Annotated in this window: 24 protein-coding genes; 13 read left to right on the top strand and 11 right to left on the bottom strand. The window is 70.6% G+C overall.

Translation table 11 applies throughout. The features are described from left to right. The first annotated feature begins 14 nt into the window (after window positions 1-14). The 8 genes from ACZ4SF_RS05050 to ACZ4SF_RS05015 all read left to right on the top strand — a co-directional run bounded on the left by ACZ4SF_RS05050 (window position 15) and on the right by ACZ4SF_RS05015 (window position 5,762). A complete protein-coding gene (locus ACZ4SF_RS05050) occupies window positions 15-365 on the top strand; it encodes a DUF3817 domain-containing protein (protein WP_468378433.1) in 351 nt (116 codons plus the stop codon). Continuing rightward, a complete protein-coding gene (locus ACZ4SF_RS05045) occupies window positions 362-655 on the top strand; it encodes an MTH1187 family thiamine-binding protein (protein ID WP_468378430.1) in 294 nt (97 codons plus the stop codon). Before ACZ4SF_RS05050 ends, ACZ4SF_RS05045 begins: the two co-directional genes overlap by 4 nt. 146 nt (window positions 656-801) lie before the next feature. Further along, a complete protein-coding gene (locus tag ACZ4SF_RS05040; protein ID WP_468378428.1) occupies window positions 802-1,554 on the top strand; it encodes a hypothetical protein in 753 nt (250 codons plus the stop codon). Then, window positions 1,551-2,231, top strand: coding sequence for a DUF4166 domain-containing protein (locus ACZ4SF_RS05035; protein WP_468378426.1), 681 nt, complete (start codon window positions 1,551-1,553; stop codon window positions 2,229-2,231). Before ACZ4SF_RS05040 ends, ACZ4SF_RS05035 begins: the two co-directional genes overlap by 4 nt. Beyond that, the gene (locus ACZ4SF_RS05030) at window positions 2,228-2,878 is read left to right on the top strand and encodes a TetR/AcrR family transcriptional regulator (RefSeq protein WP_468378424.1); all 651 of its coding nucleotides are present in this window, start codon (window positions 2,228-2,230) and stop codon (window positions 2,876-2,878) included. The genes ACZ4SF_RS05035 and ACZ4SF_RS05030 overlap by 4 nt, the downstream gene beginning before the upstream one ends. Window positions 2,879-3,094: 216 nt before the next feature. Continuing rightward, window positions 3,095-3,604, top strand: a complete 510-nt coding sequence (locus ACZ4SF_RS05025) for a MarR family winged helix-turn-helix transcriptional regulator (protein WP_468378421.1) — start codon at window positions 3,095-3,097, stop codon at window positions 3,602-3,604. A 43-nt stretch (window positions 3,605-3,647) separates the two neighbouring features. Next, window positions 3,648-3,986, top strand: coding sequence for a DUF3817 domain-containing protein (locus ACZ4SF_RS05020; protein ID WP_468378419.1), 339 nt, complete (start codon window positions 3,648-3,650; stop codon window positions 3,984-3,986). A 75-nt stretch (window positions 3,987-4,061) separates the two neighbouring features. Next, the gene (locus ACZ4SF_RS05015) at window positions 4,062-5,762 is read left to right on the top strand and encodes an acyl-CoA mutase large subunit family protein (protein ID WP_468378416.1); all 1,701 of its coding nucleotides are present in this window, start codon (window positions 4,062-4,064) and stop codon (window positions 5,760-5,762) included. A 68-nt stretch (window positions 5,763-5,830) separates the two neighbouring features. Here ACZ4SF_RS05015 and ACZ4SF_RS05010 read toward each other — a convergent pair whose 3' ends face one another. Continuing rightward, window positions 5,831-6,985, bottom strand: a complete 1,155-nt coding sequence (locus ACZ4SF_RS05010) for a DUF3103 family protein (RefSeq protein WP_468378414.1) — start codon at window positions 6,983-6,985, stop codon at window positions 5,831-5,833. Window positions 6,986-7,196: 211 nt separating this feature from the next. Continuing rightward, window positions 7,197-7,811 (bottom strand): TetR/AcrR family transcriptional regulator, encoded by a 615-nt coding sequence (locus tag ACZ4SF_RS05005; protein ID WP_468378411.1) that lies wholly within the window; start codon window positions 7,809-7,811, stop codon window positions 7,197-7,199. A gap of 209 nt (window positions 7,812-8,020) precedes the next feature. Between ACZ4SF_RS05005 and ACZ4SF_RS05000 the strand changes: the two genes are divergently transcribed. The 4 genes from ACZ4SF_RS05000 to ACZ4SF_RS04985 all read left to right on the top strand — a co-directional run bounded on the left by ACZ4SF_RS05000 (window position 8,021) and on the right by ACZ4SF_RS04985 (window position 12,359). Continuing rightward, window positions 8,021-8,992 (top strand): tetratricopeptide repeat protein, encoded by a 972-nt coding sequence (locus ACZ4SF_RS05000; protein WP_468378409.1) that lies wholly within the window; start codon window positions 8,021-8,023, stop codon window positions 8,990-8,992. 624 nt (window positions 8,993-9,616) lie between these two features. Further along, window positions 9,617-10,255, top strand: a complete 639-nt coding sequence (locus ACZ4SF_RS04995; protein WP_468378406.1) for a DUF6230 family protein — start codon at window positions 9,617-9,619, stop codon at window positions 10,253-10,255. A 117-nt stretch (window positions 10,256-10,372) separates the two neighbouring features. Beyond that, complete coding sequence (locus ACZ4SF_RS04990) at window positions 10,373-10,960, top strand: DUF6114 domain-containing protein (RefSeq protein ID WP_468378404.1); 588 nt, start codon at window positions 10,373-10,375, stop codon at window positions 10,958-10,960. Next, entirely contained in the window at window positions 10,950-12,359 is a 1,410-nt protein-coding gene (locus ACZ4SF_RS04985; RefSeq protein ID WP_468378401.1) for a hypothetical protein, read from the top strand. Before ACZ4SF_RS04990 ends, ACZ4SF_RS04985 begins: the two co-directional genes overlap by 11 nt. A gap of 127 nt (window positions 12,360-12,486) precedes the next feature. On the opposite strand, the gene pyk is transcribed toward ACZ4SF_RS04985, so the two are convergent. The 3 genes from pyk to pta all read right to left on the bottom strand — a co-directional run bounded on the left by pyk (window position 12,487) and on the right by pta (window position 17,297). Then, window positions 12,487-13,914 carry a pyruvate kinase gene (pyk, locus tag ACZ4SF_RS04980; RefSeq protein WP_468378399.1) on the bottom strand — a complete coding sequence of 476 codons (1,428 nt, stop codon included), beginning with the start codon at window positions 13,912-13,914 and terminating at the stop codon, window positions 12,487-12,489. Between the two features lie 84 nt (window positions 13,915-13,998). After that, window positions 13,999-15,210 carry an acetate kinase gene (locus ACZ4SF_RS04975; protein ID WP_468378396.1) on the bottom strand — a complete coding sequence of 404 codons (1,212 nt, stop codon included), beginning with the start codon at window positions 15,208-15,210 and terminating at the stop codon, window positions 13,999-14,001. Then, window positions 15,207-17,297: a phosphate acetyltransferase gene (pta, locus tag ACZ4SF_RS04970; RefSeq protein WP_468378394.1), complete on the bottom strand. Its 2,091-nt coding sequence runs from the start codon at window positions 17,295-17,297 to the stop codon at window positions 15,207-15,209. Before pta ends, ACZ4SF_RS04975 begins: the two co-directional genes overlap by 4 nt. Window positions 17,298-17,489: 192 nt before the next feature. Here pta and ACZ4SF_RS04965 point away from each other — a divergent pair, with 192 nt between their 5' ends. Continuing rightward, window positions 17,490-18,515, top strand: a complete 1,026-nt coding sequence (locus ACZ4SF_RS04965; protein WP_468378391.1) for an ATP-dependent 6-phosphofructokinase — start codon at window positions 17,490-17,492, stop codon at window positions 18,513-18,515. 36 nt (window positions 18,516-18,551) lie between these two features. Here ACZ4SF_RS04965 and ACZ4SF_RS04960 read toward each other — a convergent pair whose 3' ends face one another. From ACZ4SF_RS04960 to ACZ4SF_RS04935, 6 genes are all read right to left on the bottom strand, one after another. After that, window positions 18,552-19,259, bottom strand: coding sequence for an XRE family transcriptional regulator (locus ACZ4SF_RS04960; protein ID WP_468378389.1), 708 nt, complete (start codon window positions 19,257-19,259; stop codon window positions 18,552-18,554). Window positions 19,260-19,398: 139 nt separating this feature from the next. Then, complete coding sequence (locus ACZ4SF_RS04955) at window positions 19,399-20,226, bottom strand: carbohydrate ABC transporter permease (protein WP_468378386.1); 828 nt, start codon at window positions 20,224-20,226, stop codon at window positions 19,399-19,401. After that, window positions 20,226-21,089, bottom strand: coding sequence for a carbohydrate ABC transporter permease (locus ACZ4SF_RS04950; protein ID WP_468378384.1), 864 nt, complete (start codon window positions 21,087-21,089; stop codon window positions 20,226-20,228). The genes ACZ4SF_RS04955 and ACZ4SF_RS04950 overlap by 1 nt, the downstream gene beginning before the upstream one ends. Beyond that, window positions 21,086-22,486, bottom strand: a complete 1,401-nt coding sequence (locus tag ACZ4SF_RS04945) for an extracellular solute-binding protein (RefSeq protein ID WP_468378381.1) — start codon at window positions 22,484-22,486, stop codon at window positions 21,086-21,088. Before ACZ4SF_RS04945 ends, ACZ4SF_RS04950 begins: the two co-directional genes overlap by 4 nt. A 68-nt stretch (window positions 22,487-22,554) precedes the next feature. After that, window positions 22,555-24,459: a tetratricopeptide repeat protein gene (locus tag ACZ4SF_RS04940; RefSeq protein WP_468380346.1), complete on the bottom strand. Its 1,905-nt coding sequence runs from the start codon at window positions 24,457-24,459 to the stop codon at window positions 22,555-22,557. 238 nt (window positions 24,460-24,697) lie between these two features. Continuing rightward, the gene (locus ACZ4SF_RS04935; protein ID WP_468378379.1) at window positions 24,698-25,555 is read right to left on the bottom strand and encodes a 5'-methylthioadenosine/S-adenosylhomocysteine nucleosidase family protein; all 858 of its coding nucleotides are present in this window, start codon (window positions 25,553-25,555) and stop codon (window positions 24,698-24,700) included. Window positions 25,556-25,576: the final 21 nt, after the last annotated feature.

Genomic DNA, 25,576 nt, shown 5'->3' with positions numbered 1-25,576 from the left:
ACCGAAGGTGACCCGTGGACCTCAAGACAGCCTCCGCCATCCGCCGCCTCCGACTGATCTCCGTGCCGGAGGGCATCTCCTGGATCGTTCTCGCCGGCTGCACCGTCATCAAGTACACCGTCGACTCCGGCGTCGACGTCGCCCCGGTGCTGGGTCCGATCCACGGCGTGCTGTTCGTCCTCTACGTGCTCTTCTGGGCGGACGCCTGGAACCGCACCAGGTGGAACACGGGCAAGGCCGCCCTGTACTTCGCGTACTCGATCATTCCCGGCGGCGGCTTCGTCATCGAGCGCGTGCTGCGCCGTGAGGCCGAGGACGCCGTCATCGCCGCCCGCGCCCGTAAGGAAGGGGTCGTGAACGCATGATCGTCGCCTTCTCCGTGACGCCCCTCGGTGTCGGTGAGGACGTGGGGGAGTACGTCGCCGACGCCGTGCGCGTGGTCCGCGAGTCGGGCCTGCCCCACCGCACGGACGCCATGTTCACCTCTGTCGAGGGCGACTGGGACGAGGTCATGGACGTCGTCAGGCGTGCCGTCGCCGCCGTGGAGGCGCGCGCGCCGCGCGTGTCGCTCGTCCTCAAAGCCGACATCCGGCCGGGTGTCACCGACGGCCTCACCTCCAAGGTGGAGACCGTGGAGCGGCACCTGGCGCGGTAGACGCCGGCCGAACCGCCAGAAGACCCCGGCCGCGCGGGCCGGGGTTTTCTCGTACCCCCTGTTTGAGCGATCGCTCAAAAGGGTGTACGTTCGCCGCCAGATGGTTTGAGCGGTCGCTCAAACACCGTGCTGACGTGGGGGAACACATGGGTCTCTACATAGAGACGCACATCCGCGCCGACCTGGACGACCTATGGGCCCGCACCCAGGAGCCCGCCCGGCACCAACGCTGGGACCTGCGCTTCACCGAGATCCGCTACCTCCCGCGCGTGGAGGGCGAGCCCCAGCGCTTCCGGTACGCCACACGGGTCCTGCCGTTCCTCACGGTCGCCGGCACCGGCGTCGCGGCCGGCGAGAAGGAACGCCCCGACGGCACCCGCACCTCCGCGCTGCGCTTTTCCTCCCCGCACCCGCTCTCCCTGATCGCCGAAGGCAGCGGCTACTGGCGCTACGTGCCCGACGCCCACGGCGTCCGCTTCCTCACGGGCTACGACTACCGCCCCCGATGGGGCGCCCTCGGCGCCCTCGCCGACCGCCTGCTGTTCCGTCCGCTGATGGGGTGGGCGACCGCCTGGTCCTTCGACCGGCTCCGGCTCTGGCTGGAGCGCGGCATCACCCCCGAGCGGGCCCTCGGCCACTGGCTGGCCGAACTGGCCGTTCGCGCATGCGTCCTCGCCGGATGCCTGACCGGGCTCGGACGGGGCGGGGTCCCCGGCCCGTCCGGACCCCTCACCGACGCCACGGCCTACCTGTGCCCGCTGCTGCTGGTGGTCGGCATCTCCCTCGCCCTGTTCAAGGCACCGCTGTCCGTCACCCCGGCCGCCCGCCGCTGCGTTCGTGTCCCCGTCGGCCCCGCCCGGGCGCCCCGCCTCCTGCGCACCCTGGAGAAACTCGGATGACCTCGATCTTCCGGACCGTCATGGGCCCCGGCTTCCACCGCCTCCACCCCGCGCTGCGACGCCGCTTCTCCGTGGGCCTGGCGAGCGGCGAGGCGTGCACCGGCCGGGGCGTGATGGACCGCATCTGGCACGGGCCGGCGTTCGTGAAGCCGTTCCTCGCCCTGGGCACCACCCGGAACATCCTGGTCCCCCGGGCCGGCCGGAACATCCCCTTCGTGATCGAGAACGTGCCGTACACCGACACCTTCGGCCGTGAGACGGTGAGCTTTGTGCGCACCTTCGACCTGCCCGGCCGTGCCCGCCGCTTCGACGCGCAGATGGTGCTCGGCCCCCGCGGCGACCGCATCCTCGACTACCTCGGCACCCACCAGCACCTCGCCACGGATCTGCACTTCCACGCCGAACCCGACGGCTCCCTGCTCATCCGCTCCGGCGCACACCGGTTCCGGGAGGGTCCGGTGGACGTGCGCGTCCCCGAACTCGTCGGCGCCACCGCCGAGGTCCGTGAGTCGTACGACGAGCAGGCAGGCCGTTTCCGCATCCGGGTCCGGGTGGTGAACCGGTACTTCGGGCCGCTCTTCGGCTACGAGGGCTCCTTCACGGCGTCGTACACGGACATCGGCACCTGCGGCGTGCGGCCCGGTCTGCGCCCGGTGCGGGAGGAGGCCCGCGCATGAGCCCGGAGACGGCGAAATCCCAGGAGACCAAGGCGAAGCTGCTGGAGGGTGCCCTGCGGACGCTCACCGAGCAGGGCATCGCCAAGACGTCCGCGCGCACCGTGGCCGCGGCGGCCGGGGTCAACCAGGCGCTCGTCTTCTACCACTTCGGATCCGTGGACGAGCTGCTCGCCGCGGCGTGCCGGTACGGGGCCGAGAAGGCCGTGGCCCGGTACCGGGAGCGGCTCGCCCGTGTCTCCTCGCTGTCCGAACTGCTGGCCGTCGGACGGGAGATCCACGAGCACGAGCGCCAGGGCGGCCATGTGGCCCTGCTCGGCCAGCTGCTGGCCGGGGCACAGACCCACGCCGGCCTCGGCCCGGCCACCGCCGCGGGCCTCGACCTGTGGATCACCGAGATCGAGAAGGCGCTCCGCCGCGTGCTCGCGACGACCCCCCTCGGTGAGTTCACCGACCCGGCGGGGCTCGCCCGCGCCGTCGCCGCCTCCTTCGTCGGCATCGAACTCTACGAGGGCGTCGACGAGCGGGGCGCCCACGCGGCGCTGGACGCCCTCGAACAGCTGGGCGCCCTCGTCGCCGCGCTGGAGGAACTCGGACCGGTGGCCCAGCGCGCGGTACGCCACCGTCTGCGGCGCACCGGACGCCGCTGACCGCCGGGTCGACGAGGTCCGCTCCCTCCCGGCCGGCCGGGTCCCGCGTACTGCTCGGCGCCCGGCTCCACGGCCGGCGTCGTCCGCTGCCGGCCGCGGCGCGTGCGACGGCCCGGACCCCGGGGGAGCGGCCGGCCGGACCCGGCTGAGGGGGGCGGCGCCCGAAAGCCGAGACGGAGCTGACCGGCATATGACCGGCGGGTAGGGTCTGATGACGTGCCGAAGCCTCTCAGCCTTCCGTTCGACCCCATCGCCCGCGCCGACGAGCTGTGGAAGCAGCGCTGGGGAAACGTGCCGTCCATGGCCGCCATCACCTCGATCATGCGCGCCCAGCAGATCCTGCTCTCCGAGGTGGACGCGGTGGTCAAGCCGTACGGGCTGACGTTCGCCCGCTACGAGGCACTGGTGCTGCTCACCTTCTCCAAGGCCGGTGAGCTGCCCATGTCCAAGATCGGCGAGCGGCTGATGGTGCACCCCACCTCCGTGACGAACACCGTGGACCGCCTGGTGAAGTCCGGCCTGGTGGCCAAGCGCCCCAACCCCAACGACGGCCGCGGCACCCTCGCCGTCATCACCGCCAAGGGCCGCGAGGTGGTCGACGCGGCCACCCGCGACCTGATGGCCATGGACTTCGGGCTCGGGGTCTACGACGCGGAGGAGTGCCAGGAGATCTTCGCGATGCTCCGCCCGCTGCGGATCTCGGCACACGACTTCGACGAGGCCTGACCCGGGACAAGATCTCCCGGAACGGGTGGTTACGCTCGACTGCATGAAAAAGAGCGTGCTGACCCGCTACCGGGTCATGGCCTACGTCACCGGTGTGCTGCTCGTGCTGCTGACTCTCGGCTGCGTCGCCAAGTACGGGCTGCACCTCGATGGGGCCGACAGCTACGTCAAGGTCGTCGGAATCGCGCACGGCTGGCTGTACGTCCTGTACCTGGTCTTCGCCTTCGACCTGGGCTCCAAGGCGAAGTGGCCGGTCGGCAAGCAGCTGTGGGTACTGGTCGCGGGCACCATCCCCACCGCCGCCTTCTTCGTCGAGCGCAAGATCAGCCGTGAGCTGGACGCCGGGGTGGCCGACCAGGCCCCGGCCGTCGCCAAGGCGTAGCCCACACCGCCGTACGGATGCCGTGCGGCGGTCAGCCATCGACATTTACTAGGACGTCCAAGTAAATTCGAGGGTATGGACGCTCACGCCATCGAGGAGGGCCGCCGGCGCTGGCAGGCCCGTTACGACGCCGCACGCAAGCGCGACGCGGACTTCACCACGCTCTCCGGCGACCCCGTGGAGCCGGTGTACGGGCCCCGAGAGGGCGACACGTACGAGGGATTCGAGCGGATCGGCTGGCCGGGGGAGTACCCCTTCACCCGTGGCCTCCATCCGACCGGCTACCGCGGGCGTACCTGGACGATCAGGCAGTTCGCCGGGTTCGGCAACGCCGAGCAGACCAACGAGCGGTACAAGATGATCCTGGACGCCGGCGGCGGAGGCCTGTCCGTGGCCTTCGACATGCCCACGCTCATGGGCCGCGACTCCGACGACCCGCGCTCGCTCGGCGAGGTCGGGCACTGCGGGGTCGCCATCGACTCGGCCGCCGACATGGAGGTGCTGTTCAAGGACATCCCGCTGGGGGACGTGACGACCTCCATGACCATCAGCGGTCCGGCGGTCCCCGTCTTCTGCATGTACCTGGTCGCCGCCGAGCGCCAGGGCGTGGATCCGTCGGTTCTGAACGGCACCCTCCAGACCGACATCTTCAAGGAGTACATCGCCCAGAAGGAGTGGCTCTTCCAGCCGGAGCCCCATCTGCGGCTGATCGGCGACCTCATGGAGTACTGCGCGGCGGGCATCCCGGCGTACAAGCCGCTGTCCGTCTCCGGCTACCACATCCGGGAGGCCGGGGCCACGGCCGCGCAGGAGCTGGCGTACACGCTCGCGGACGGCTTCGGGTACGTCGAGCTGGGCCTCAGCCGCGGCCTGGACGTGGACGTCTTCGCCCCGGGCCTGTCCTTCTTCTTCGACGCGCACGTCGACTTCTTCGAGGAGATCGCCAAGTTCCGCGCGGCCCGGCGCATCTGGGCGCGCTGGATGCGGGACGTGTACGGCGCGAAGTCCGACAAGGCGCAGTGGCTGCGCTTCCACACCCAGACCGCCGGTGTCTCGCTGACCGCGCAGCAGCCGTACAACAACGTCGTGCGTACGGCCGTCGAGGCGCTCGCCGCCGTGCTCGGCGGGACGAACTCGCTGCACACCAACGCCCTGGACGAGACCCTCGCGCTGCCGAGCGAGCAGGCCGCGGAGATCGCGCTGCGCACGCAGCAGGTGCTGATGGAGGAGACCGGGGTCGCCAATGTGGCGGACCCGCTGGGCGGCTCGTGGTTCGTCGAGCAGCTGACGGACCGGATCGAGGCGGACGCCGAGAAGATCTTCGAACAGATCAAGGAGCGGGGCCTCAGGGCGCACCCGGACGGGCGGCACCCGATCGGTCCGGTCACCTCCGGCATCCTGCGCGGGATCGAGGACGGCTGGTTCACCGGGGAGATCGCCGAGTCGGCGTTCCGCTACCAGCAGTCCCTGGAGAAGGGCGAGAAGCGGGTCGTGGGCGTCAACGTCGCCACCGGCTCGGTGACCGGCGACCTGGAGATCCTGCGCGTCAGCCACGAGGTGGAGCGGGAGCAGGTGCGGGTGCTCGCCGACCGGAAGGCGGCGCGGGACGAGAGTGCCGTGCGGTCCGCCCTCGACGGCATGCTGGCCGCCGCGCGGGACGGCTCCAACATGATCGGGCCGATGCTGGACGCGGTGCGCGCGGAGGCGACGCTGGGCGAGATCTGCGGGGTGCTGCGGGACGAGTGGGGCGTGTACACGGAGCCGGCCGGGTTCTGACGGCGGCTGCGGACGGGCCGGCGGAGCGACTCCGCCGGCCCGTCGCCGTGCCGCGCCGGCCGGCGGTGTCAGAACTGCTGGACGAAGTAGGGCTGCACGGTCAGCCGGCCGTTGCCCCGGGCGCCGTTGCGGGTGCCGTTGTCGCTCCGGGCCAGGGTGTACCAGGAGTCGACGTAGTCCGGGTCGTCGGTCCACCAGTCGTCCGGGATGGCGTCCAGGACGGCGTTCACCAGCGGGACGTAGGCGCCCTGGTCGGCGATGGTGAGCAGGACGGTGGCGATGGCCTTGGCGAGGTCGCGGTAGTTGGTGCTGCCGTCCTCCTCCATCATCACGGCGTCGGCCAGGTCGTACTTGTAGTTCGACCAGTTGACCAGGATCTGGTTCGGCCGGTAGACCGTGCCGTCGTTGTCGAGGTACGGCATGTCGACGGGGTCGACGCGGACCTTGCCGTCCTGGCCGAAGCCGGTGACGAGGGTGTAGATCTCCGCGTCGCCCTTGACCCAGGGCTCCTCGTCGTCCGACAGCTCCACCGCGGTGATCTTGGTGGTCCAGAAACCCGCGGTGGCCGGCGCCGCCGGTCCGGCGGCCTTCCGGGTGTTCCGTGCGGCGGTGGGCGCGGGGGCCGTGGAGGCGACGCCGAGCCGGTGCAGTTCCGTGCCGAGGACCCGCAGGCCGGCGGCGAGTGCCTGGTCCCCGTCGATGTCGACGACGTAGACGGGGTGTGCGGGCGCCTTGTGCGCGTCGAGCGTGTGGGCCCGGCCGTGGCTGTCGTAGGCGGTGACGGAGGTGGCGCCGTCGTCGGAGGTCGCCGCGGCGACCCAGGGGGTGCTGCCGGCGGTCAGCGCGGCGCGCATGGAGTCGTCCCCGAGGCGCAGCCGCAGGAGTGAGCCGACGTGGCCGTCCAGGCCCTTTGCGGTGGCGATGCGGTGGTCGGCCGCGGTCAGGGCGGGCTTCAGGGCGCTGCCGGCCAGCCGGGTGACGGGCACCTCGGCGGAGGCGAGGGCCGCGGTGCGCAGACGGGCGCGCCAGGCGGTGTCGGAGAGCGAGCCGGCGATGGCGCGTGCGGCCTGGTCCTGGGCCGCGGCCACCGCGGAGGAAGGCGTGGGGGCGTGGGGGGCCGCTGACGCGGTCGGGGCGGCGAGGATCTGTCCGGCGCCGAGGGCGGCCAGGGCGGCGGCGAGGGTGACGACGGCGCCGTGGCGGCGGGATTGACGGGGTCTCACGTGGATCGGTCCTCCTGGCGTGTGGGGTTGCGCTGTCAGGTGGAGCGGGTGCTGCGAGAAGCGGTCGGTGCGGGATCCGTACGGTGTCTATGCGCGTAGATCCGCCGCGGGATCCGTGCGGGATCTATGCGAGTAGACCCGGAGACCCAGAATGACGGTGACATGACACTGTGACAAGAGGCGTGTCGGTGTCACGTGGGGAACGCCGGGGTCAGCCGCCGGCCGCGGCGAGTCCGTCGAGCAGCACCGCGGTGAACCGGCTCGCCCAGTCGGCGTCCACCGGCTCGCAGGAGACCAGGGTCCGGTGCACCACCGCTCCGGCGATCACATCGAAGATCAGGTCGATCTGCGGGCCGGGGTCGGTCGCGTCCGCGGGGATCTCGCCCCGGTTCTGGGCGCGCCGCCGGCCCTCCACCACCAGCCGCTTCTGGCGGGCCACGATCTTCTCGCGGAGCCGCTGCCGCAGGGCCTCGTCGTGCGTGGCCTCGGCGACCACCGCCATCAGGGCCGTCTTGGTCGCGGGCTGCTCCAGCAGCTCGGCGAACTGCAGCACCACGCCCTCGACGTCGGCCCGCAGGCTGCCCCGGTCCGGCAGGGCGAGCTGGTCGAAGAGGGTGGCCAGCGCGTCGGTGACCAGCTCGCTCTTGCCCGCCCAGCGGCGATAGACCGTCGTCTTCGCAACCCCGGCCCGCGTGGCGACGTCTCCCAGGGTGAGCCCGGACCAGCCGAGTTCCACCAGCGCCTCCCGCGTCGCGGCCAGGATCGCGGCGTCCGCGGCCGCGCTGCGCGGGCGTCCGGTACGGCTGGCGGGGGTGCGGCTCTGCATCCCACGACCATAACCGGCCGTTCACGCGGTGCCGTGAGAGAGATCACCGACGCGTGGTGTCGCGCGGTGCCCTCATGGCATTACGCTACGAGTCGTAGCGAAAGCTCGCGACGGACGTACGCGGGCGACGACCGCGGGCGTGGGGTGGGGACCCGGCGCCGGCGCATCGCTTTTTTCATTCAGGGACGAGATCGGGGGAGGATAGACGCATGCAGCCACGGAACATGTCCATGAGCGGCGTCGTCGACCTCGCCGCGGTGAAGGCGGCCCAGGAGGCCAAGGCCAAGGCCGAGCAGACGCGCGCCGCAGCCGCCCGGCAGGGCGGGACGGGGGCCGTCTCGCCGGCCGATCTCGTCATCGATGTCGATGAGGCGGGATTCGAGCGGGATGTCCTGCAGCGCTCCGCCGAAGTCCCCGTCGTCCTCGACTTCTGGGCCGAGTGGTGTCAGCCCTGCAAGCAGCTGAGCCCGGTCCTGGAGCGACTGGCCGTCGAGTACGACGGGCGCTTCCTCCTCGCCAAGATCGACGTCGACGCCAACCAGATGCTGATGCAGCAGTTCGGGATCCAGGGCATCCCGGCCGTCTTCGCCGTCGTGGCCGGACAGGCGCTGCCGCTGTTCCAGGGGGTGACCCCCGAGCCGCAGATCCGGGAGACCCTGGACCAGCTGGTGCAGGTCGCCGAGCAGCGCTTCGGGCTGACCGGTCTGACCGTGGACCCGGACGCCGAGCCGGGCGGTGCCGCGCAGGACGTGGAGCAGGCGGGTCCGTACGACGCCGCGCTGAATGCCGCCGCGCAGGCGCTGGACGCCGGTGACCTGGGCGGGGCCGTCCAGGCGTACCGGAGCGTGCTGGCCGACGACCCGGCCCACCCCGAGGCCAAACTGGGCCTGGCGCAGGCCGAGTTGCTCCAGCGGGTACAGGGCATGGACCCGCAGAAGGTGCGCCGGGAGGCGGCCGAGAGGCCGAAGGACGCCGGCGCGCAGATCGCCGCGGCCGACCTGGACCTGGTGGGCGGTCATGTCGAGGACGCCTTCGGGCGGTTGATCGAGACCGTGCAGCGCACGGTGGGTGACGACCGGGACGCGGTACGGCTCCGGCTGCTGGAGCTGTTCGAGGTCGTGGGGCCCGAGGACCCGCGCGTGGTGGGCGCACGCAGGGCGCTCGCGCGCGCCCTGTTCTGACCAGTCGCTAAACGCCACGGCTTGTGATGCCGGGGTGAAAGATTCGCCGACAAGGCGTCACGGCGGCCGCGCTTTACCAAATCTTGGTAATCGCGGCCGCTGTTACTCCGAGTAAATTGCAGCCGTTGGTCTGTCTGGTTTCGTCCAGGGATCAACGGCTTTGCTCTGCCCGTCGACGCCACCGAGCGTCGCGTTCCGAGACCGGTCGGTCGTCCCCCGGTTATCCGGCCGTTACTAGCCAGTAACGAACCCCCTTGTGCCCGGGCCGAGAATGCACCACGATCGGCGACGCTCGGTCCATTCCCGTACCCCGACAGCCGGTCGGGTCACGGGAGACTCTGGGTCCCCACCGAGCAGAGCCGGCGGCAGTGGCGCCGGCTCTAGGACAGGGGGGTCTTCGCCATACCGGTGAAGCCTGTCCGGCAAGGTTGTGCGTGATGCGTGTCAGGCGCGACCAGTGGTTGTCGCTCGGGGGTGATCGCCGGTGATTCGGGCGCGGTTCGCGCCTCCGAGCGCGGGCGCTCTCCTTCCCGAGGACGTAGCACTTCTCCCATCCCTGCCTGGCTGAGCCGCCGCTTGGGGGCGAGTCGGGGTCAGGAGATGTACGTCCGAGAAGGAGGAAATATGGAGTCCCAGGTGCGTGGCGGGACCAGATGGAAGCGGTTCGCTGTGGTCATGGTGCCCAGCGTGGCCGCCACGGCGTGTATAGGTGTCGCCCTCGCGCAGGGCGCTCTCGCCGCCTCGTTCAGCGTGTCCGGCCAGTCGTTCAAGGTGTCCGCCGACCAGCTCGTCGGCACCGGCTTCGCGCAGTACGGCGCCATCGACAGCGGCTACACGATGGACGGCAAGAAGACGGCTCACCCGGTGGCCGTCTCGGCGTTCAAGCACGCCGAGATCACCAACCTCTGCCAGTCCGTGGTCACGCCGGACGTGCCGATCTTCGGCAACGTCAGCCTGATCCTGCGGGCCGGTGGCGCGGGCCACGACAAGGTCCAGGCCGACAACATCTACATCGACGTCGCCGACCTCAACGCCGACGCGGTGTTCGAGAACATCGACATCGGTGTGGCTGCCAAGGACGCCTCCAAGGGTCCGGGCATGAAGGGCGGTGGCGAGCAGGCCAACCCCTTCGGCTTCGCGCAGCAGGCCGACAAGGCCACACTCTCCGACGTGAAGCAGACGGCGTGGGCGACCACCGCCGGCACCTTCAAGCTCAACGGCCTGAAGATGTCGCTGTCGACGGGTGTCAAGGAGTGCTACTAGGCACTCGCTGACGGGCGGGGGAGCCGGTGGCGCCCCCGCCCGTCCACTCTCCGGCCGCGCCTTCACGCGCGGCACACATCACCACCACAGCAACGCCGCACCAGGGAGCTGTTTTCCATGAGCGCCGAGACTCCTGCCGCCGCACCTGGCCAGTTCACCCGCCGGAGGCTGCAGTTCCGCGCCTGGCGGGGCACGCGTCCGTTCTGGGCCGGACTGTTCGTCATGCTCGGCGGCGTTCCGATCATGTACTTCCCGTACGCCCATCTCCAGCTCGGCCATCTGACGCTGGCGATGTCGACCACCGCGGGAGCCGGATCCCTGATCATCGGTGTGCTGCTCGTCGTGCTGGGCATCAGCCTCTGGTTCCAGAAGCACGTACGCACCTTCGCGGGCGTCGCCGCGATCCTGCTCGCGCTGGTGTCCATCCCCGTGGCCAACTTCGGCGGCTTCGTCATGGGCTTCCTGCTCTCCTTGATCGGCGGAGCGCTGGCCGTGGCCTGGGCGCCGGGCGCGCCTCCGCAGCAGGAGCCGCCGGCCGAGGCCGCCCCGGGCGAGGGCGGCGCCCCCGAGACGGCCCCGCTGCCGCACCAGGGCACGGGCCCCGCGGGCGAGGGGCCCACCGGGCCCTACAAGGCGCCCTGGGAGAACGACCTGTCAGGAACGAGCCCGGCCAACGGGGCGAACGGGAGGCACAGTGCCGGCTGACGAGGTGACCCGCGGGACCGACGTGGACGGGTCCCGCGCGAGAACCGGGCCCCGCCACGCGGCCCCCAGGAAGGCGCTGTTCACCAGGTTCCACATGCCGGCCGGCAAGGCCATAGCCTCCGTGGCGATGCCCACGGCGGTGCTGATGGGCATGGGCTTCACGTCCACGCTCGCCCTGGCCGACAACAACGCCAGCCCGTCCCCGTCGACGTCGGCCAAGAGCCTGACGGCCGACGAGTACAAGGACTGCGTCAAGGCGCTGGGCGACGACAAGGACACCTCGGCCTCGCCGAAGCCGTCCGCGTCGCAGAGCACGGCCGACGACACGGCCACACCGGCTCCCACGGCGACCGCGGGCACCGGGGACGGCAAGGACACCGAAGGCCCGGGCGGCACCTCTTCGCCGGATTCAGGTTCCGGCGACAAGGGCACGCCCAAGCCCACCGAGACCTCCGGCTCGGGCTCCGGCTCGTCCGGCTCGGACTCCGGCTCGTCGGACTCGGGCTCGGGCTCCGGCACGGGCGGGGACACGGCCACGCCGGCGCCGTCGGCGACCCAGGGCAGCGGCGGTGGCGTCCTCGACACCATCGGCGACACGGTCGGCGACATCCTCACCGGCGGCGGCGAGGACAAGGACTCCGGCACGGCGTCGGCGACCCCGTCCCCCACGTCGACGCCCTCCGCGTCCCAGTCCCCGTCCGGCACGGACACCTCGCCGGGCGGCGCCAAGGACTCGGGCGGCGGCACCGCCGGGGGCGACACCGTCAAGGACACGGCCGAGAAGGCCGCGGACACCGTCAAGGACACGGTCGAGGACACCACCGGGACCGCGGCCGAGACGGCCGAGGACGCCACCGAGAAGGTCAAGGACGCGACCCCGTCGGTCACGCCGAGCCCGTCCGCGAGCGAGTCCGCCGACGCGGAGAACTGCCCGGCGGCCACGGACGACGAGGGCGGCGTCGACAACAAGGTGCCGGTCGCGGACGACCCCTGGTACCTGAACGCCAGCTCCCTGCTCCTCAAGGGCGCCGACTACAAGGGCATCGTCGAGGTGAAGACGGCCAACGGCACCAAGAAGAAGGTGCTGAAGTACGTCATCTCCGGCGGCACCGACATCGGCGACCTGCACCAGACGGTCGAGGACAAGCAGGCGAACAAGACGTACCACGTCCAGGCGGCCAAGGGCTCCACGTCCACCATCACCGGCGGAGACACGGTGATGTACACCGAGAGCATCTCGGGCAACCTGTTCGGGCTGATCCCGGTGACGTTCAGCCCCGACAGCCCGCCCCCGCTGAACATCCCGCTGATCTACTTCACCCACGTCAAGGTGGTCCAGGCGGCTCAGTTCGGCGGCAACCTGCACGTGCCCGGCATGCACGTGTTCACGACCGACTGAGCGGTCGCACAAGCCGGTTCGGGAGCCGCAACACCCCCGGTGCCTCCAGGGCCCGGGGAACCGCAGAGGGCGCCCCCTGTCGCAGGGGGCGCCCTCTGCGCCGTTGCAGGGCCCGTGCGGGGACGGGTCAGTTGCCCTGGGTGCTCAGGTGGTGGACGCGGAGCATGTTGGTGGTGCCGGGGACCCCGGGGGGCGAGCCGGCGGTGATGATGACGGTGTCGCCCGCGTCGAACCGGCCCAGCCGGGCGATCTCCTGGTCCACCAGGTCGACCATCTCGTCGGTGGTGTTCACGAACGGCACGACGTGCGACTCCACGCCCCAGCTGAGCGTGAGCTGGTTGCGGGTGCCCTCGTCCGTGGTGAAGGCGATGATCGGCTGGGTCGCGCGGTAGCGGGACAGCCGGCGCGCGGTGTCACCGGACTGGGTGAAGGCGATCAGGCCCTTGCCGCCGAGGAAGTCGGCGATCTCGGCGGCGGCACGGGCCACCGAACCACCCTGCGTGCGCGGCTTCTTGCCCGGCACCAGCGGCTGCAGGCCCTTGGCGAGCAGCTCCTGCTCGGCAGCGGCGACGATCTTCGACATGGTCTTGACCGTCTCGACCGGGTAGGCGCCCACGCTGGACTCGGCCGACAGCATGACCGCGTCCGCGCCGTCCAGGATCGCGTTGGCCACGTCGGAGGCCTCGGCGCGGGTCGGGCGGGAGTTGGTGATCATCGACTCCATCATCTGGGTCGCCACGATCACCGGCTTGGCGTTGCGCCGGCACAGCTCGATCAGGCGCTTCTGCACCATGGGGACCTTCTCGAGCGGGTACTCGACGGCGAGGTCGCCACGGGCGACCATGACGCCGTCGAACGCCATCACGACGTCCTCCATGTTCTCGACCGCCTGCGGCTTCTCGACCTTGGCGATCACCGGGACCCGGCGGCCCTCCTCGTCCATCACACGGTGGACGTCGTGCACGTCCTTGGCGTCCCGGACGAAGGACAGCGCGACCAGGTCGCAGCCCATGCGGAGGGCGAAGCGCAGGTCCTCGACGTCCTTGCCGCTCAGCGCGGGCACGTTGACGGCCGCGCCGGGCAGGTTGATGCCCTTGTGGTCGGAGACGACACCGCCCTCGATGACGATCGTCTTGACCCGCGGGCCCTCGACGTCCAGGACCTTCAGCTCGACGTTGCCGTCGTTGATCAGGACCTGGTCGCCGCGCGAGACGTCGCCCGGCAGCCCCTTGTACGTCGTACCGCAGATGTGCTTGTCGCCCGGCACGTCCTCGGTCGTGATGACGAACTCGTCACCGCGCTCCAGCTCGACCGGACCCTCGGCGAAGGTCTCCAGGCGGATCTTCGGGCCCTGCAGGTCGGCGAGGACGCCGATGGGACGGCCGGTCTCCTTGGAGGCGGCCCGGACGCGGTCGTACCGCGCCTGGTGCTCGGCGTGGGTGCCGTGGCTGAAGTTGAACCGGGCCACATTCATGCCCGCCTCGATCATGGCGACGAGCATCTCGTGGGAGTCGACCGCGGGGCCGAGAGTACAGACGATTTTCGAACGGCGCATGGGGCGATCCTATCGGTTTGTTTCGCTACGGAATATTCCGTCTGGCGGAAGATACAAATGAGTGCCACACCGCTCAGGTGCTATTCAGTTGTTCTTTCCGACCAGTGCGTAGGTCTGCGTCGCGATCTCCAGTTCTTCATCCGTCGGCACCACGGCCACCGCCACCCGCGCCGAGTCCGGCGAAATCAGCCGCGGCTCACCGCCGCGCACGGAGTTCCGCTCCGGATCGACCGCCAGGCCCAGCGCCTCCAGGCCCGCGATCGCCGCCTCCCGTACGGGTGCCGCGTTCTCGCCGACACCGGCGGTGAAGGCGACCGCGTCCACTGTGCCGAGAACGGCGTAATAGGCGCCGATGTACTTCTTGATCCGGTGAATGTAAATCTCGAAGGCGAGCGAGGCCTCTTCGTCGCCCTCGTCGATCCTGCGGCGGATCTCCCGCATGTCGTTGTCCCCGCACAGACCGAACAGACCGCTCCGCTTGTTGAGGAGAGTGTCGATCTCGTCCATGGACATATCCCCAACCCGTGCCAAATGGAAGATGACGGCCGGGTCCAGATCACCGGAGCGCGTACCCATCACGAGCCCCTCCAAAGGCGTCAGCCCCATGGAGGTGTCCACGCACCGGCCCCTCTCGACCGCGGACGCCGAGGCGCCGTTGCCCAGGTGCAGCACGATCACGTTGACCTCGGACGGGTCCTTGCCCAGCAGCCGCGCGGTCTCCCGGGAGACGTAGGCGTGCGAGGTGCCGTGGAAGCCGTAGCGCCGGATCCGGTGCCGGTCGGCGATCTTCGGGTCGATCGCGTAGCGCGCCGCCGGCTCCGGCATCGTCGTGTGGAACGCCGTGTCGAAGACGGCGACCTGGGGCAGGTCGGGGCGCAGCGCCCGGGCGGTGCGGATGCCGGTGAGGTTGGCGGGGTTGTGCAGCGGGGCGACCGGGATCAGCCGCTCGATCTCGGTGAGCACCTCGTCGTCGATGACGGTCGGCTCGGTGAAGAACATCCCGCCGTGCACCACCCGGTGCCCGATCGCGGCCAGCTCGGGGGAGTCCAGACCGAGGCCGTCCCGGGTCAGCTCCTCGGCGACCGCCTTGAGGGCGGCGTCGTGACCGGCGATCGGCCCGGTGTGTTCACGGGTGTCGCCGGAGGTCAGGCAGGTGTGCTCGAGCCGCGAGGTCTGCTCGCCGATGCGCTCGACCAGGCCCACCGCGAGCCGGCTGCTGTCGCGCATGTCCAGCAGCTGGTACTTCACCGACGAGGAGCCGGAGTTGAGGACGAGGACACGGGTGGGGGAGGTCACTGCTGGGACGCCTTCTCGCTGGGGTTCTGGGCCTGGATCGCCGTGATGGCGACGGTGTTGACGATGTCCTGGACGAGCGCGCCCCGGGACAGATCGTTGACCGGCTTGCGCAGCCCCTGCAGGACCGGGCCGACGGCGATCGCGCCGGCCGAGCGCTGCACGGCCTTGTAGGTGTTGTTGCCGGTGTTGAGGTCGGGGAAGATCAGCACGCTGGCCTGGCCGGCGACCTCGGACCCGGGCAGCTTGGTGGCGGCGACGGACGGCTCGACGGCCGCGTCGTACTGGATCGGGCCCTCGATCTTCAGGTCCGGCCGGCGCGAGCGGGCCAGCTCGGTGGCCTCGCGCACCTTGTCCACGTCGGCGCCCGAACCGGACGTACCGGTGGAGTACGACAGCATCGCGATCCGCGGTTCCACCCCGAACTGCGCGGCCGTCCCCGCCGACTGGACGGCGATGTCCGCGAGCTGCTCGGCGTTCGGGGCCGGGTTGACCGCGCAGTCGCCGTAGACCAGCACCTTGTCGGCCAGGCACATGAAGAACACCGACGAGACGATCGACGACTCGGGCCTGGTCCTGATGATCTCGAAGGCGGGCCGGATGGTCGCGGCCGTGGAGTGCACCGATCCGGACACCATGCCGTCGGCCAGGCCCTCCTGGACCATCAGCGTGCCGAAGTAGTTGACGTCGGAGACGACGTCGTAGGCCAGCTCGACCGTGACGCCCTTGTGGGCGCGCAGGGCCGCGTACTGCTCGGCGAAGGAGTCGCGCAGCTCGGAGGTGGCCGGGTCGATGAGCTGGGTGTCGCCCAGGTCGATGCCGAGGTCGGCGGCCTTCTTGCGGATCAGGTCGACGGGGCCGAGCAGGGTCAGGTCGCACACGCCCCGGCGCAGCAGCACCTCGGCCGCGTGCAGCACCCGCTCCTCGGTGCCCTCAGGCAGCACGACCCGGCGCTTGTCGGAGCGGGCCTGTTCCAGGAGCTTGTGCTCGAACATCATCGGGGTGACCCGGTCGCCGCTCGGCGCCGAGACCCTGCGGGCCAGGTCGGCGGTGTCGGCGTACCGCTCGAACAGGCCGAGCGCGGTCTCCGCCTTGCGCGGGGTGGACGCGTTCAGCTTGCCCTCGAGCGAGAAGAGCCGCTCGGCGGTGGGGAAGCTGTTGCCGGTCACCGACAGCACCGGAGTGCCGGGGGCGAGGCGGGCGGCGAGGGTGAGGATCTCGTCGCTCGGCACCTCGTCGAGGGTGAGCAGCACACCGGCTATCGGCGGGGTGCCGGCGCTGTGCGCGGCGAGCGAGCCGACGACCAGGTCGGCGCGGTCCCCCGGGGTGACGACCAGGCAGCCCGGGGTCAGGGCGCCCAGGAGGTTCGGCAGCATCGCCCCGCCGAAGACGAAGCCCAGCGCGTCCCGGGCGAGCCCGGAGTCGTCGCCGAGCAGCACCTTTGCGCCGAGGACCTGCGAGATCTGGGAGACCGTCGGCGCGGACAGCGCGGGTTCGTCGGGCACGACGTAGCAGGGCACCGGCAGCCGGTCGGCGAGCCGTCCGGCGATCTCGTCGCGGTCCTCGCGGGCGACCCGGTTGGTGACCATGGCGAGCACGTCGCAGCCGAGGCCGTCGTAGGCGCGGAAGGCGTTGCGCGTCTCGGCGAGCACCGACTCGGTGCTCTGCTTGCGGCCGCCCACCACCGGGATGACGGAGGCGCCGAACTCGTTGGCGAGGCGGGCGTTGAGCGACAGTTCGTCCGGCAGCTGGGTGTCGGCGAAGTCGGTGCCGAGGACGAGGACGACGTCGTAGTCACGGGCCACCAGGTGGAAGCGGTCGACGAGGGCGGAGACCAGCTCGTCGGTGCCCTGCTCGGCCTGGAGGGCGGACGCCTCGTGGTAGTCCATGCCGTAGACGGTGGCCGGGTCCTGCGAGAGCCGGTAGCGCGCCCTCAGCAACTCGAACAGGCGATCGGGGCCGTCATGGACGAGCGGACGGAACACCCCCACCCGGTCGACCTGCCGGGTCAGCAGCTCCATGACTCCCAGCTCCACGACCTGGCGGCCGTCACCGCGGTCGATCCCGGTCACGTACACGCTGCGCGTCACGTGTCCACTCCGTTCCTCATGTCTCGTATGTCGCCTCTTCGGCATAAAAATCGCCCACCGAGGTGAGCTGAACCCTCTTGACAATACCCCTGCTGCCGGATAAGGCGCCCGTCAGGACTTCGCCTGCCCCGTGGACGTGAAAGAATCGACACCGGCTCACCGGCACCGACAGCGAGCAGGAGACACAGCACGATGCGCATCGGAGTTCTCACCGCAGGCGGCGACTGCCCCGGCCTGAACGCCGTGATCCGCTCGGTCGTGCACCGGGCGGTGGCGCAGTACGGCGACGAGGTCATCGGCTTCGAGGACGGCTACCGGGGTCTGCTGGACCGCCACTACCGCGCCCTCGACCTGGACGCGGTCAGCGGCATCCTGGCCCGCGGCGGCACCATCCTCGGCTCCTCCCGCCTGGAGCGCGACCGGCTGCGCGAGGCCTGCGACAAGGCCACCGACATGGTCGAGGAGTTCGGCATCGACGCGCTGATCCCGATCGGCGGCGAGGGCACCCTGACCGCGGCCCGCATGCTCTCCGACGCCGGCCTCCCGGTCGTCGGCGTCCCCAAGACCATCGACAACGACATCTCCTCCACCGACCGCACCTTCGGCTTCGACACCGCCGTGGGCGTCGCCACGGAGGCCATGGACCGCCTGAAGACCACGGCCGAGTCCCACCAGCGCGTCATGGTCGTCGAGGTGATGGGCCGGCACGCCGGCTGGATCGCCCTGGAGTCCGGCATGGCCGCCGGCGCCCACGGCATCTGCCTGCCCGAGCGCCCCTTCGACCCCGCCCACCTGGTCAAGATGGTCGAGGAACGCTTCTCCCGCGGCAAGAAGTTCGCCGTCGTCTGCGTCGCCGAGGGCGCCCACCCCGCCGAGGGCACCATGGACTACAGCAAGGGCGAGATCGACCAGTTCGGACACGAGCGCTTCCAGGGCATCGGCACCGCGCTGGCGTACGAGCTGGAGCGGCGCCTCGGCAAGGAGGCCAAGCCGGTCATCCTCGGCCACATCCAGCGCGGCGGTGTCCCCACCGCCTACGACCGCGTCCTCGCCACCCGCTTCGGCTGGCACGCCGTCGAGGCCGCACACCGCGGCCAGTTCGGCAGGATGACCGCGCTGCGCGGCACCGACATCGTGATGGTGCCCCTCGCCGAGGCGGTCACCGAGCTGAAGACCGTGCCGAAGAACCGCATGGACGAGGCCGAGTCGGTCTTCTGAGCCGTACGGCACCTCGCCCGGCCCGGCGGGCCGCGGTCAGCCGGTCCGGTCCTCCACGCCGGCCCAGAAGTTGTCGACGATCCCGTCCAGGAACTTCTCCCCGGACTCGCTGGCACTCCTGCTGCCGCCGCCCCAGCTGAGGGTGGCGGCCATGTGCCCCTGATAGTCCTGGTGCAGCTCCTGCAGCACCGTCTCCACGACGTCCTTGTCCAGGGGGGCGAGCTTCATCACCGGCCGCACATAGGCCTGCCAGCGGGTGGACACCGCGCTGTGCAGCAGCTCGGCGAGCTTCGCCTCGCGGCCGGTGACGGCGACGAAGTCGGGCAGGGCGAGATCCAGTATCCGCGCGAGCGCGGCCGACTGGCGTTCGTTGCCACGCCACTGCCCGCTCTCCTCCGTCCGCAGGTACGCGCGCAGCTCCATGCCGACGGCGTGGGCGACGTCCTCGGGGGCGACGGCACGGGCGATGCGGTGCTCGCGCAGGGTGCGCGGGCGGCCGATGAGTTCACCCGGGGAACACCACAGCACGCCTGCCAGCGCGGTGAGTTCGGGGTTGCCGGGGGTGACGGTGCCGCGTTCCCAGGCGATCACGAGATCAGGGGTGACGTACGGCAGTCCGTACGAGGCACGCATCCCGTAGGCGACGTGCTCGGGCCCCATGCCGAGTGCGGCGCGGAGCCTGCGGGCGGCCGGGGCGTTGAACGGGGGAGCCGGGGGGTTCGGTTGGGCTGAGGGTTGGCGCACTCCGGACAAAGTAGGGGCGCAACCCGGTGCTGACTACGGTCGGTTCCGCCGAGATCACGGATCGTAGGAACGTACGGGTTGATCGCGCAGAGTGAGCTGACACTCCGTGTCATGCCCCGTGACCTGGCGTTACCTCACGTTACCCCTTCACCGCACCGCCGAGCGCGAACCCGCCGCCCAGCCGCCGTGCCACCAGAACATACAAAAGGATCACCGGCGTCGAATAGATCACGGAGAACGCGGCGAGCTGTCCGTACGCCACCATGCCCCGGTTGCCGAAGAAGTCGTTGATGCTCACCGAGGCCGGCATCCGGTCCGGCGTGAGCAGCAGCATGAACGGGACGAAGAAGTTCCCCCACATCATCACGAACGAGAACACGGTGACGACGGCGAGCCCGGGCCCCATCAGCGGCAGCACGATCCGGACGAGGGACTGCAGCGACGATGCCCCGTCCGTCCAGGCCGCCTCCTCCAGCTCCTTGGGCACGCCGTCCATGAAGTTCTTCATCAGCCAGATCGCGAAGGGCAGCTGCGAGGCGGCGAAGAAGAAGATCGTGCCCTGCAGGGTGTCGATCAGGTTCACGCGGACGAACAGCGCGTACACCGGCACCATGATCGCCGTGACGGGCAGGCTCGTCGCGAACAGGATCGTCAGCAGGAACGGCCGGTTCAGCCGGGACCGGAACCGGGACAGCGGATACGCGGCGAGCGCGGCGCAGACGACGGTCAGTGCCGTGCCGCCCCCGCACAGGACCAGGCTGTTCAGCAGCGGTGTGCAGGTGATGTCCGGCGTCAGGATCGCGTCGAAGTTGTCCGCGGTGACCCCGTCCGGCACCCTGACCCGCAGTCCGGCGTGCGGGTCGACGGCGGACAGCAGCACCCAGACGAGGGGCAGCGCGAAGGCGAGGGCCACGGCCAGCAGCGAGACGTCGGCGACGAGCCGCCGGGAGGCACGGTCGCGGGCCATCAGACCTCCGTCCGCAGCAGCCGCAGATGGACGACGGAGAACAGGGAGCCGACGAGCAGCAGGAGCAGGGCGACCGCGGTGCCGTAACCGATCATGCTGTTCTGGAACGCCTGCTCGTACATGAACAGCGGCAGGGTCTGGCTCCGGTCCCCGGGGCCGCCCCGCGTCATCACCCAGATCAGCCCGAAGACGGAGAGCGTCTGCAGGGTGTTGAGCATGAGGTTGGTGCCGATGGAGCGCCGGATCATCGGCAGCGTGATGTGCCACATCCGCCGCCAGCCGCCGGCGCCGTCCACCTCGGCGGCCTCCGTGATCTCGGCGGGTATCTCGGCCAGGGCGGCGGAGTAGACGAGCATCGAGAACGCCGTGCCCCGCCAGACGTTGGCGAAGGACACGGCGAGCACGGGCAGCGTGAACAGCCAGTTCTGCCGGGGCAGGTGCAGCCAGCCGAGGATGGCGTTGAGCGTTCCCTCCCGCCGGAAGAACGCGTACAGCAGGAACCCGGCGACCACTTCCGGCAGCACCCACGCCGTGACCACGACCCCGCCGGTGAACGTGCGCACCGGCTTCGACGCCCGCTTCATGAGCGCGGCCAGGGCGAGCCCCAGGGTGTTCTGTCCGACGAGCGAGGACAGCACCGTGAACACCAGGGTCAGCCATACGGCGTTCAGGAACGCGTCGTCCCGGAAGGCCCGGCGGAAGTTGGCGAGGCCGACGAAGGAGGAGTGGGCCTGGCCGGTCAGCTGCAGGTCGGTGAAGGCGATGTACCCGCAGTAGGCGATCGGCCCGGCGAGGAAGAGGAGCAGGAGGACGACGGCGGGAGTGAGCGGAAGGAACCGGGCCGCCCGGCGCCGGGCCCTCATTTGCGGATCACTTGGCCGTCGGTGACGTCATCGAGGGCGGAGTCGTACCCGCTCGCCGCCTCCTCCACGGACTGATCACCGGTCGTCACCCCCTCCATGGCCTCCTGGACGGCGGTCGACACCTTCGGGTACGCCGGGTAGGCGGGCCGGTAGTGGGTGCTGGCCACCAGGTCGGTGAAGAACTTGATGCCGGGCTGGGCGGTGGCGTAGGCGGGATCCTCGGCGACGTCCTTCCGCACGGCGATACCGGAGTTGGCGATGTACCACTTCCGGGCGTTGTCCTTCGTCTGCATCACCTTGATGAAGTCGAAGGCGAGGTCCGGGTTGCCGGCCTTGGCCGGGACGGCCCAGGTCCAGCCGCCGGACATGCTCACCTTGCCGGGCGCCTGCCCGTTCTGGGTCGGCATGTGGGCCAGCCCCAGCTGCTTCGACCAGTCGGGCCAGGCGTGCCCGCTGCCCGGGAGCCAGGCCTGCGGCAGCCAGGAGCCGTCCAGGTCGATGCCGAGCTTGCCCTGGGGGAGCAGCTCGCCGTTGACGGTGGTGGCGAAGTTGGGATCGAGGGCGTCGGAGACGTCGGGACCCAGCTTCTCCTTGTAGACGGTCTCGACGAACGTCAACGCGTCCCGGAATCCCCGGCCGGCACTGATCCACTTCTTCGCCGTACGGTCGTAGAGCGGATCGGAGGTGCCGTCACCGGTGCCGTACAGAAGCATCTCGAACCCCTGCATGGTCGCCCGCTCACCCGCCGGTTTGCCGGTGTAGACGTTGAGCGGGGTGACGCCGGGAACCCTCCGCTTGATGGTGCGGGCGGCGGCGAGCACGTCGTCCCAGTCCTTCGGCTGCCAGTCCGTGGGCAGCCCGGCCTTCTCGAACACCCGCTTGTCGAACCACAGCCCGCGGGTGTCCGTCCCGTCCGGAACGCCGTACGTCTTCCCGTCCTGGCCCTTCGCGGCCGCCTTCGCGGTGTCGATGAACCGGCTCCAGTCCGGCCACTTGGCGAGGTACGGGTCGAGGGGCTTGAGGTAGCCGCTCGTGATGTCGGAATTGATGAGGAAGGTGTCCTCGTAGACCAGGTCCGGAGCGGTGCGCGGCGATCGCAGCATCTGCTGGAGCTTGGTGTAGTACTCCGAGTCCGGGGCCTTGATGGGCACGAACCGGACCTTCTTGCCGGGGTGCGTGTGCTCGAACTCCTTCTTGATGCCGGCGAGGTAGGTGTCCATCACCTTGACGGAGTTGTCCGTGGACTGCTTGTAGGACACCTTCACCGTGTCCGGACTGCTGCCGGAGCCTTCGCTGCACGCGGTGAGCGCGGTGGCGGCGAGGACGGTGGTGAGGAGGGCCGAGAGGGGGGCGAGCGGGGAGCGCGGGAAGAGGGCGGCGGTGGGGCGCACGGGCATGACCTCCTGAGCACACGTGGGGGTGGCGCGGAGATTGCTGCCGTGTGAAGGTATGAGGGGCGGTCCGGTCAGGTCAATGCGTCTGCGTGGGATTGTGATCTGGCGGCCTGCTCGGGGGCATTGGCACGGTTGTAGGCGTCCACGGCCATGAGCCAGCAGGCGCGCGCCTGGACGGGTTGCTGAGCGACCTGGTGGGCGATGGCCAGGTTGTAGAGGGACTGACCGGTTCGGAACCAGTCTCCGAACTCCTCGTAGATCTCCAGCGCCTCGGTGTGCATCTGGATCACCTTCTCCGCACGGCCCGCCACCAGCAGGGCATTGGCGAGGTTGCTCAGCGCCATGGCGGCCCTGAGGCGGTCGCCGAGGGCCTTGGCCACCTCATGGGAGTGCGTGTGAGCGTCGATCGCCTCGTCCAGCCGGCCTGCCGACCTGAGGACGGTACCGAGATTGTTCGACGTCATGGCGTCGTAGTGGCGGTCGCCCAGGCTCCGGAACAGTTCGAGAGCACGCGTGAGCGCGTCGATCGCCTCGTCCGACCGGCCTGCCGAACGCAGGGTGAGACCCAGGTTGTTCCACACCTGCGCCTCGAAGTGCCGGTCCGCATTCGACTGATGCTGTTCCAGGGCGCGGACAAAGGCGTCGCGCGCCTCCTCACCGCGCCCCAGCGCCACCAGGGCGACGCCGAGGTTGTTCCACGCCGCGGCCTCGGCCCTGCTGTGCCCGACTCGCCGGGCAGCATCCACAGCCGCCTGGGAGACGGTCACCTTGTCGTCGAAGTAACGCCGCCAGTCGAGGTAGTCGGCCAGATCCAGGGCCAGTTGGATCGCCGCGGCCGCGTACCGCTCTTCGCGTGCCCACAAAGCGGCTGCCACCAGCAGGGACCGTTCCCCGTCCAGCCACGCCAAGGCCTGGGACCGGTCGGCGAACCGCTCCGGCTCGTCATGCCCCGGCAGCCAGGACAGACGGTCACTGGCCGCCTCGGCCGTCCGCAGACAGAACTCCAGCATCCGCTCCCGCGCCGCGTCGCCCTCCTCGCGGAAGTCAGGGTCCGCCGTCACCACACTCGCCGCGAACGTCCGTACCAGGTCGTGCATGCGCCAACGCACCGTGGCTCCGGCCACTTTGGCGTTGACCACCGTGACCAGGTGCGTGGCGGTGAGATCCTCCAGCAGACGCAGCACCGTGTCCTCGTCCAGGTCCGCCAGGGCGGACAGCGCCTCGGTACCGGAGTCCTCGCCGGGAGCGAGCGCCAGCAGCCGCAGCAGGCGGGCCTGCTCCGGCGCGAGGCGGCGGTACGACGTCTCCAGCACCGGGCGCAGGACGAGCGAACGGCCGTACAGATCCCTGCCCGGACTGCCGTTGTCGAGTACGCGGGTCGGGTCACCGGCCTCCTCGATCTCGGTGACCAGCGAGGCGATGCCACGGTGCCGGCGCCGGCGCAGCATCGCCGCGGCGATCTGCAGGGCCAGCGGCAGATGCCCGCACAGCGAGGCCAGCCGCAGCAGGGCGTCCGGCTCGCGCGCCGCCCGGTCGTCGCGCTCGTCCGCGTCGATCAGTGCCCGGGTCAGCAGGGCCACCGAGTCGGCCGGGTCCAGTGTCTCCAGATCCACGTGCCGGATGGGCAGCGTGTCCTGGCGGTCCCGGGACGTGATCAGCACCCGGTGCCGGTCGGTGCCGGGCAGCAGTTCGCGGAACTGGGCCGGGTCGGAGGCGTTGTCGAGGATGAGGAGGGTCCGGGGCCGTCCGGCGAGCCGGTCCCGGTACACGTCGTACTGCCGTGCCGCCGTCGTCGGCAGGTCCGGCCCCTGTACGCCGAGCGCGTCCAGCAGCGCCAGCACCGCCTGGTCGGCGGTGACCGGGTCGTCGTCGTAGCCGCGCAGGTCCACGAAGAGCGTGCCGCCCGGGAACCACTCCCGCGCGCACGCCCGGTGCGCCGCCTCCAGGGCCAGCGCGGTCTTGCCGATGCCGCCCATGCCGGTGAGGGCGGAGATGAGGATGGGCGGTGCGCTGTCGTCCTTGGGGACGGGCACGAGACAGGGGAGCAGGCGGTTCAGTTCGTCCGCGCGGCCGGTGAATCCGATGGGCCGCGGCGGGAGCGTGGCCCTGGCCCGCGGAACGGGTCCGTGGACCGCCCCCACGCCGCCTTCCGGCCTACTGCCCCCAGGAGTACCGCCCTCCGGCTCACTGTCCCCATGAGTACTGCCCTCAGGCCTACTGTCCCCCGACCTGCTTTCCGATGACGGGGCCGAGGAAGACACCACCGCGGAAGTCGATGTGCTCGCCGCCGTGGTGCGCGGGGCGGCCTTGAGGACCCTCCTCGGAGTCGGCGGAACCCCCGTCACGAGGCAGGTGCTTGCGCAGCACCGCCATCGTCACCGCGGCGGCCTGCGCAGCCGCCAGCTGCTGCGAGCCACCGGCGTCGGCCGCGGCCTTGTCCGCGTTCGCCCGGTCGCTGATGCCCCGGATGACCAGGGCGTCCAACTGACCGCTGAAGTGGGCCGCCCGGGCCGCCCCGGAGCCTTCCATCTCGATCGCCGCGGCGTCGTTGTAGTGCGTCTCCAGGTGCCGTGCGATGGCGGACTCGGCATCGGCCAGCACCACGTCACCGGTGGCGATCGGCGCGAAGTGCACCGCGACGTCCGCCAGATCACGCGCCGCCGAACGCGCGGCCTGTTCGAGCGCGTGGGAGCCCGGCAGGGCCTTGGGGCGGACCTTGAAGCCTTCGCCCGTCTGCTTGCCGCCGTGGATCTCGTACACATCGGTGCCGACCACGACGTCACCGATGCCGACGTCCTTCTTCAGGCTGCCGGCGACCCCGACGAAGAACACGGCCTGCGGCTTCAGCCACTCGATGAGCCGCGTCGCGAGTGCCGCGGCCCGCTCGGCGCCGACCCCCAGCTCGCTGATCGCGACCCGCCACGGGCTGTCGGGCAGCCTGCCCGTTTCGACGCGGGTCCCGTTCGGATGGACGCGTTCCTCCCGCTCCTCGACGTACGCCCGCACCGCCGCGTACTCCAGCGCAAGTGCGGTCAGGACCAGAACAGTGGGCTTTGTCTCCGGCACACTCATAAGGTACGCCGGGGGAAGGGG

It is taken from the genome of Streptomyces sp. NPDC027663 (assembly GCF_055566415.1).
The sequence above is the reverse complement of the archived record's forward strand: the minus strand, read 5'-3'. Positions and strand labels throughout refer to the sequence as shown.

Excerpts from the sequence above, each read along its gene's own strand:
- ACZ4SF_RS05035 (WP_468378426.1), top strand. The coding sequence starts at position 1,551 with ATGACCTCGATCTTCCGGACCGTCATGGGCCCCGGCTTCCACCGCCTC.
- ACZ4SF_RS04995 (WP_468378406.1), top strand. The coding sequence starts at position 9,617 with ATGGAGTCCCAGGTGCGTGGCGGGACCAGATGGAAGCGGTTCGCTGTG.
- ACZ4SF_RS04945 (WP_468378381.1), bottom strand. The coding sequence starts at position 22,486 with ATGCCCGTGCGCCCCACCGCCGCCCTCTTCCCGCGCTCCCCGCTCGCC.
- ACZ4SF_RS05005 (WP_468378411.1), bottom strand. The coding sequence starts at position 7,811 with ATGCAGAGCCGCACCCCCGCCAGCCGTACCGGACGCCCGCGCAGCGCG.
- ACZ4SF_RS05030 (WP_468378424.1), top strand. The coding sequence starts at position 2,228 with ATGAGCCCGGAGACGGCGAAATCCCAGGAGACCAAGGCGAAGCTGCTG.
- pyk (WP_468378399.1), bottom strand. The coding sequence starts at position 13,914 with ATGCGCCGTTCGAAAATCGTCTGTACTCTCGGCCCCGCGGTCGACTCC.
- ACZ4SF_RS05045 (WP_468378430.1), top strand. The coding sequence starts at position 362 with ATGATCGTCGCCTTCTCCGTGACGCCCCTCGGTGTCGGTGAGGACGTG.
- ACZ4SF_RS04935 (WP_468378379.1), bottom strand. The coding sequence starts at position 25,555 with ATGAGTGTGCCGGAGACAAAGCCCACTGTTCTGGTCCTGACCGCACTT.
- ACZ4SF_RS05015 (WP_468378416.1), top strand. The coding sequence starts at position 4,062 with ATGGACGCTCACGCCATCGAGGAGGGCCGCCGGCGCTGGCAGGCCCGT.
- ACZ4SF_RS04950 (WP_468378384.1), bottom strand. The coding sequence starts at position 21,089 with ATGAGGGCCCGGCGCCGGGCGGCCCGGTTCCTTCCGCTCACTCCCGCC.
- ACZ4SF_RS04955 (WP_468378386.1), bottom strand. The coding sequence starts at position 20,226 with ATGGCCCGCGACCGTGCCTCCCGGCGGCTCGTCGCCGACGTCTCGCTG.
- ACZ4SF_RS05040 (WP_468378428.1), top strand. The coding sequence starts at position 802 with ATGGGTCTCTACATAGAGACGCACATCCGCGCCGACCTGGACGACCTA.
- ACZ4SF_RS04940 (WP_468380346.1), bottom strand. The coding sequence starts at position 24,459 with ATGGGCGGCATCGGCAAGACCGCGCTGGCCCTGGAGGCGGCGCACCGG.
- ACZ4SF_RS05000 (WP_468378409.1), top strand. The coding sequence starts at position 8,021 with ATGCAGCCACGGAACATGTCCATGAGCGGCGTCGTCGACCTCGCCGCG.
- ACZ4SF_RS04965 (WP_468378391.1), top strand. The coding sequence starts at position 17,490 with ATGCGCATCGGAGTTCTCACCGCAGGCGGCGACTGCCCCGGCCTGAAC.
- ACZ4SF_RS04990 (WP_468378404.1), top strand. The coding sequence starts at position 10,373 with ATGAGCGCCGAGACTCCTGCCGCCGCACCTGGCCAGTTCACCCGCCGG.
- ACZ4SF_RS05020 (WP_468378419.1), top strand. The coding sequence starts at position 3,648 with ATGAAAAAGAGCGTGCTGACCCGCTACCGGGTCATGGCCTACGTCACC.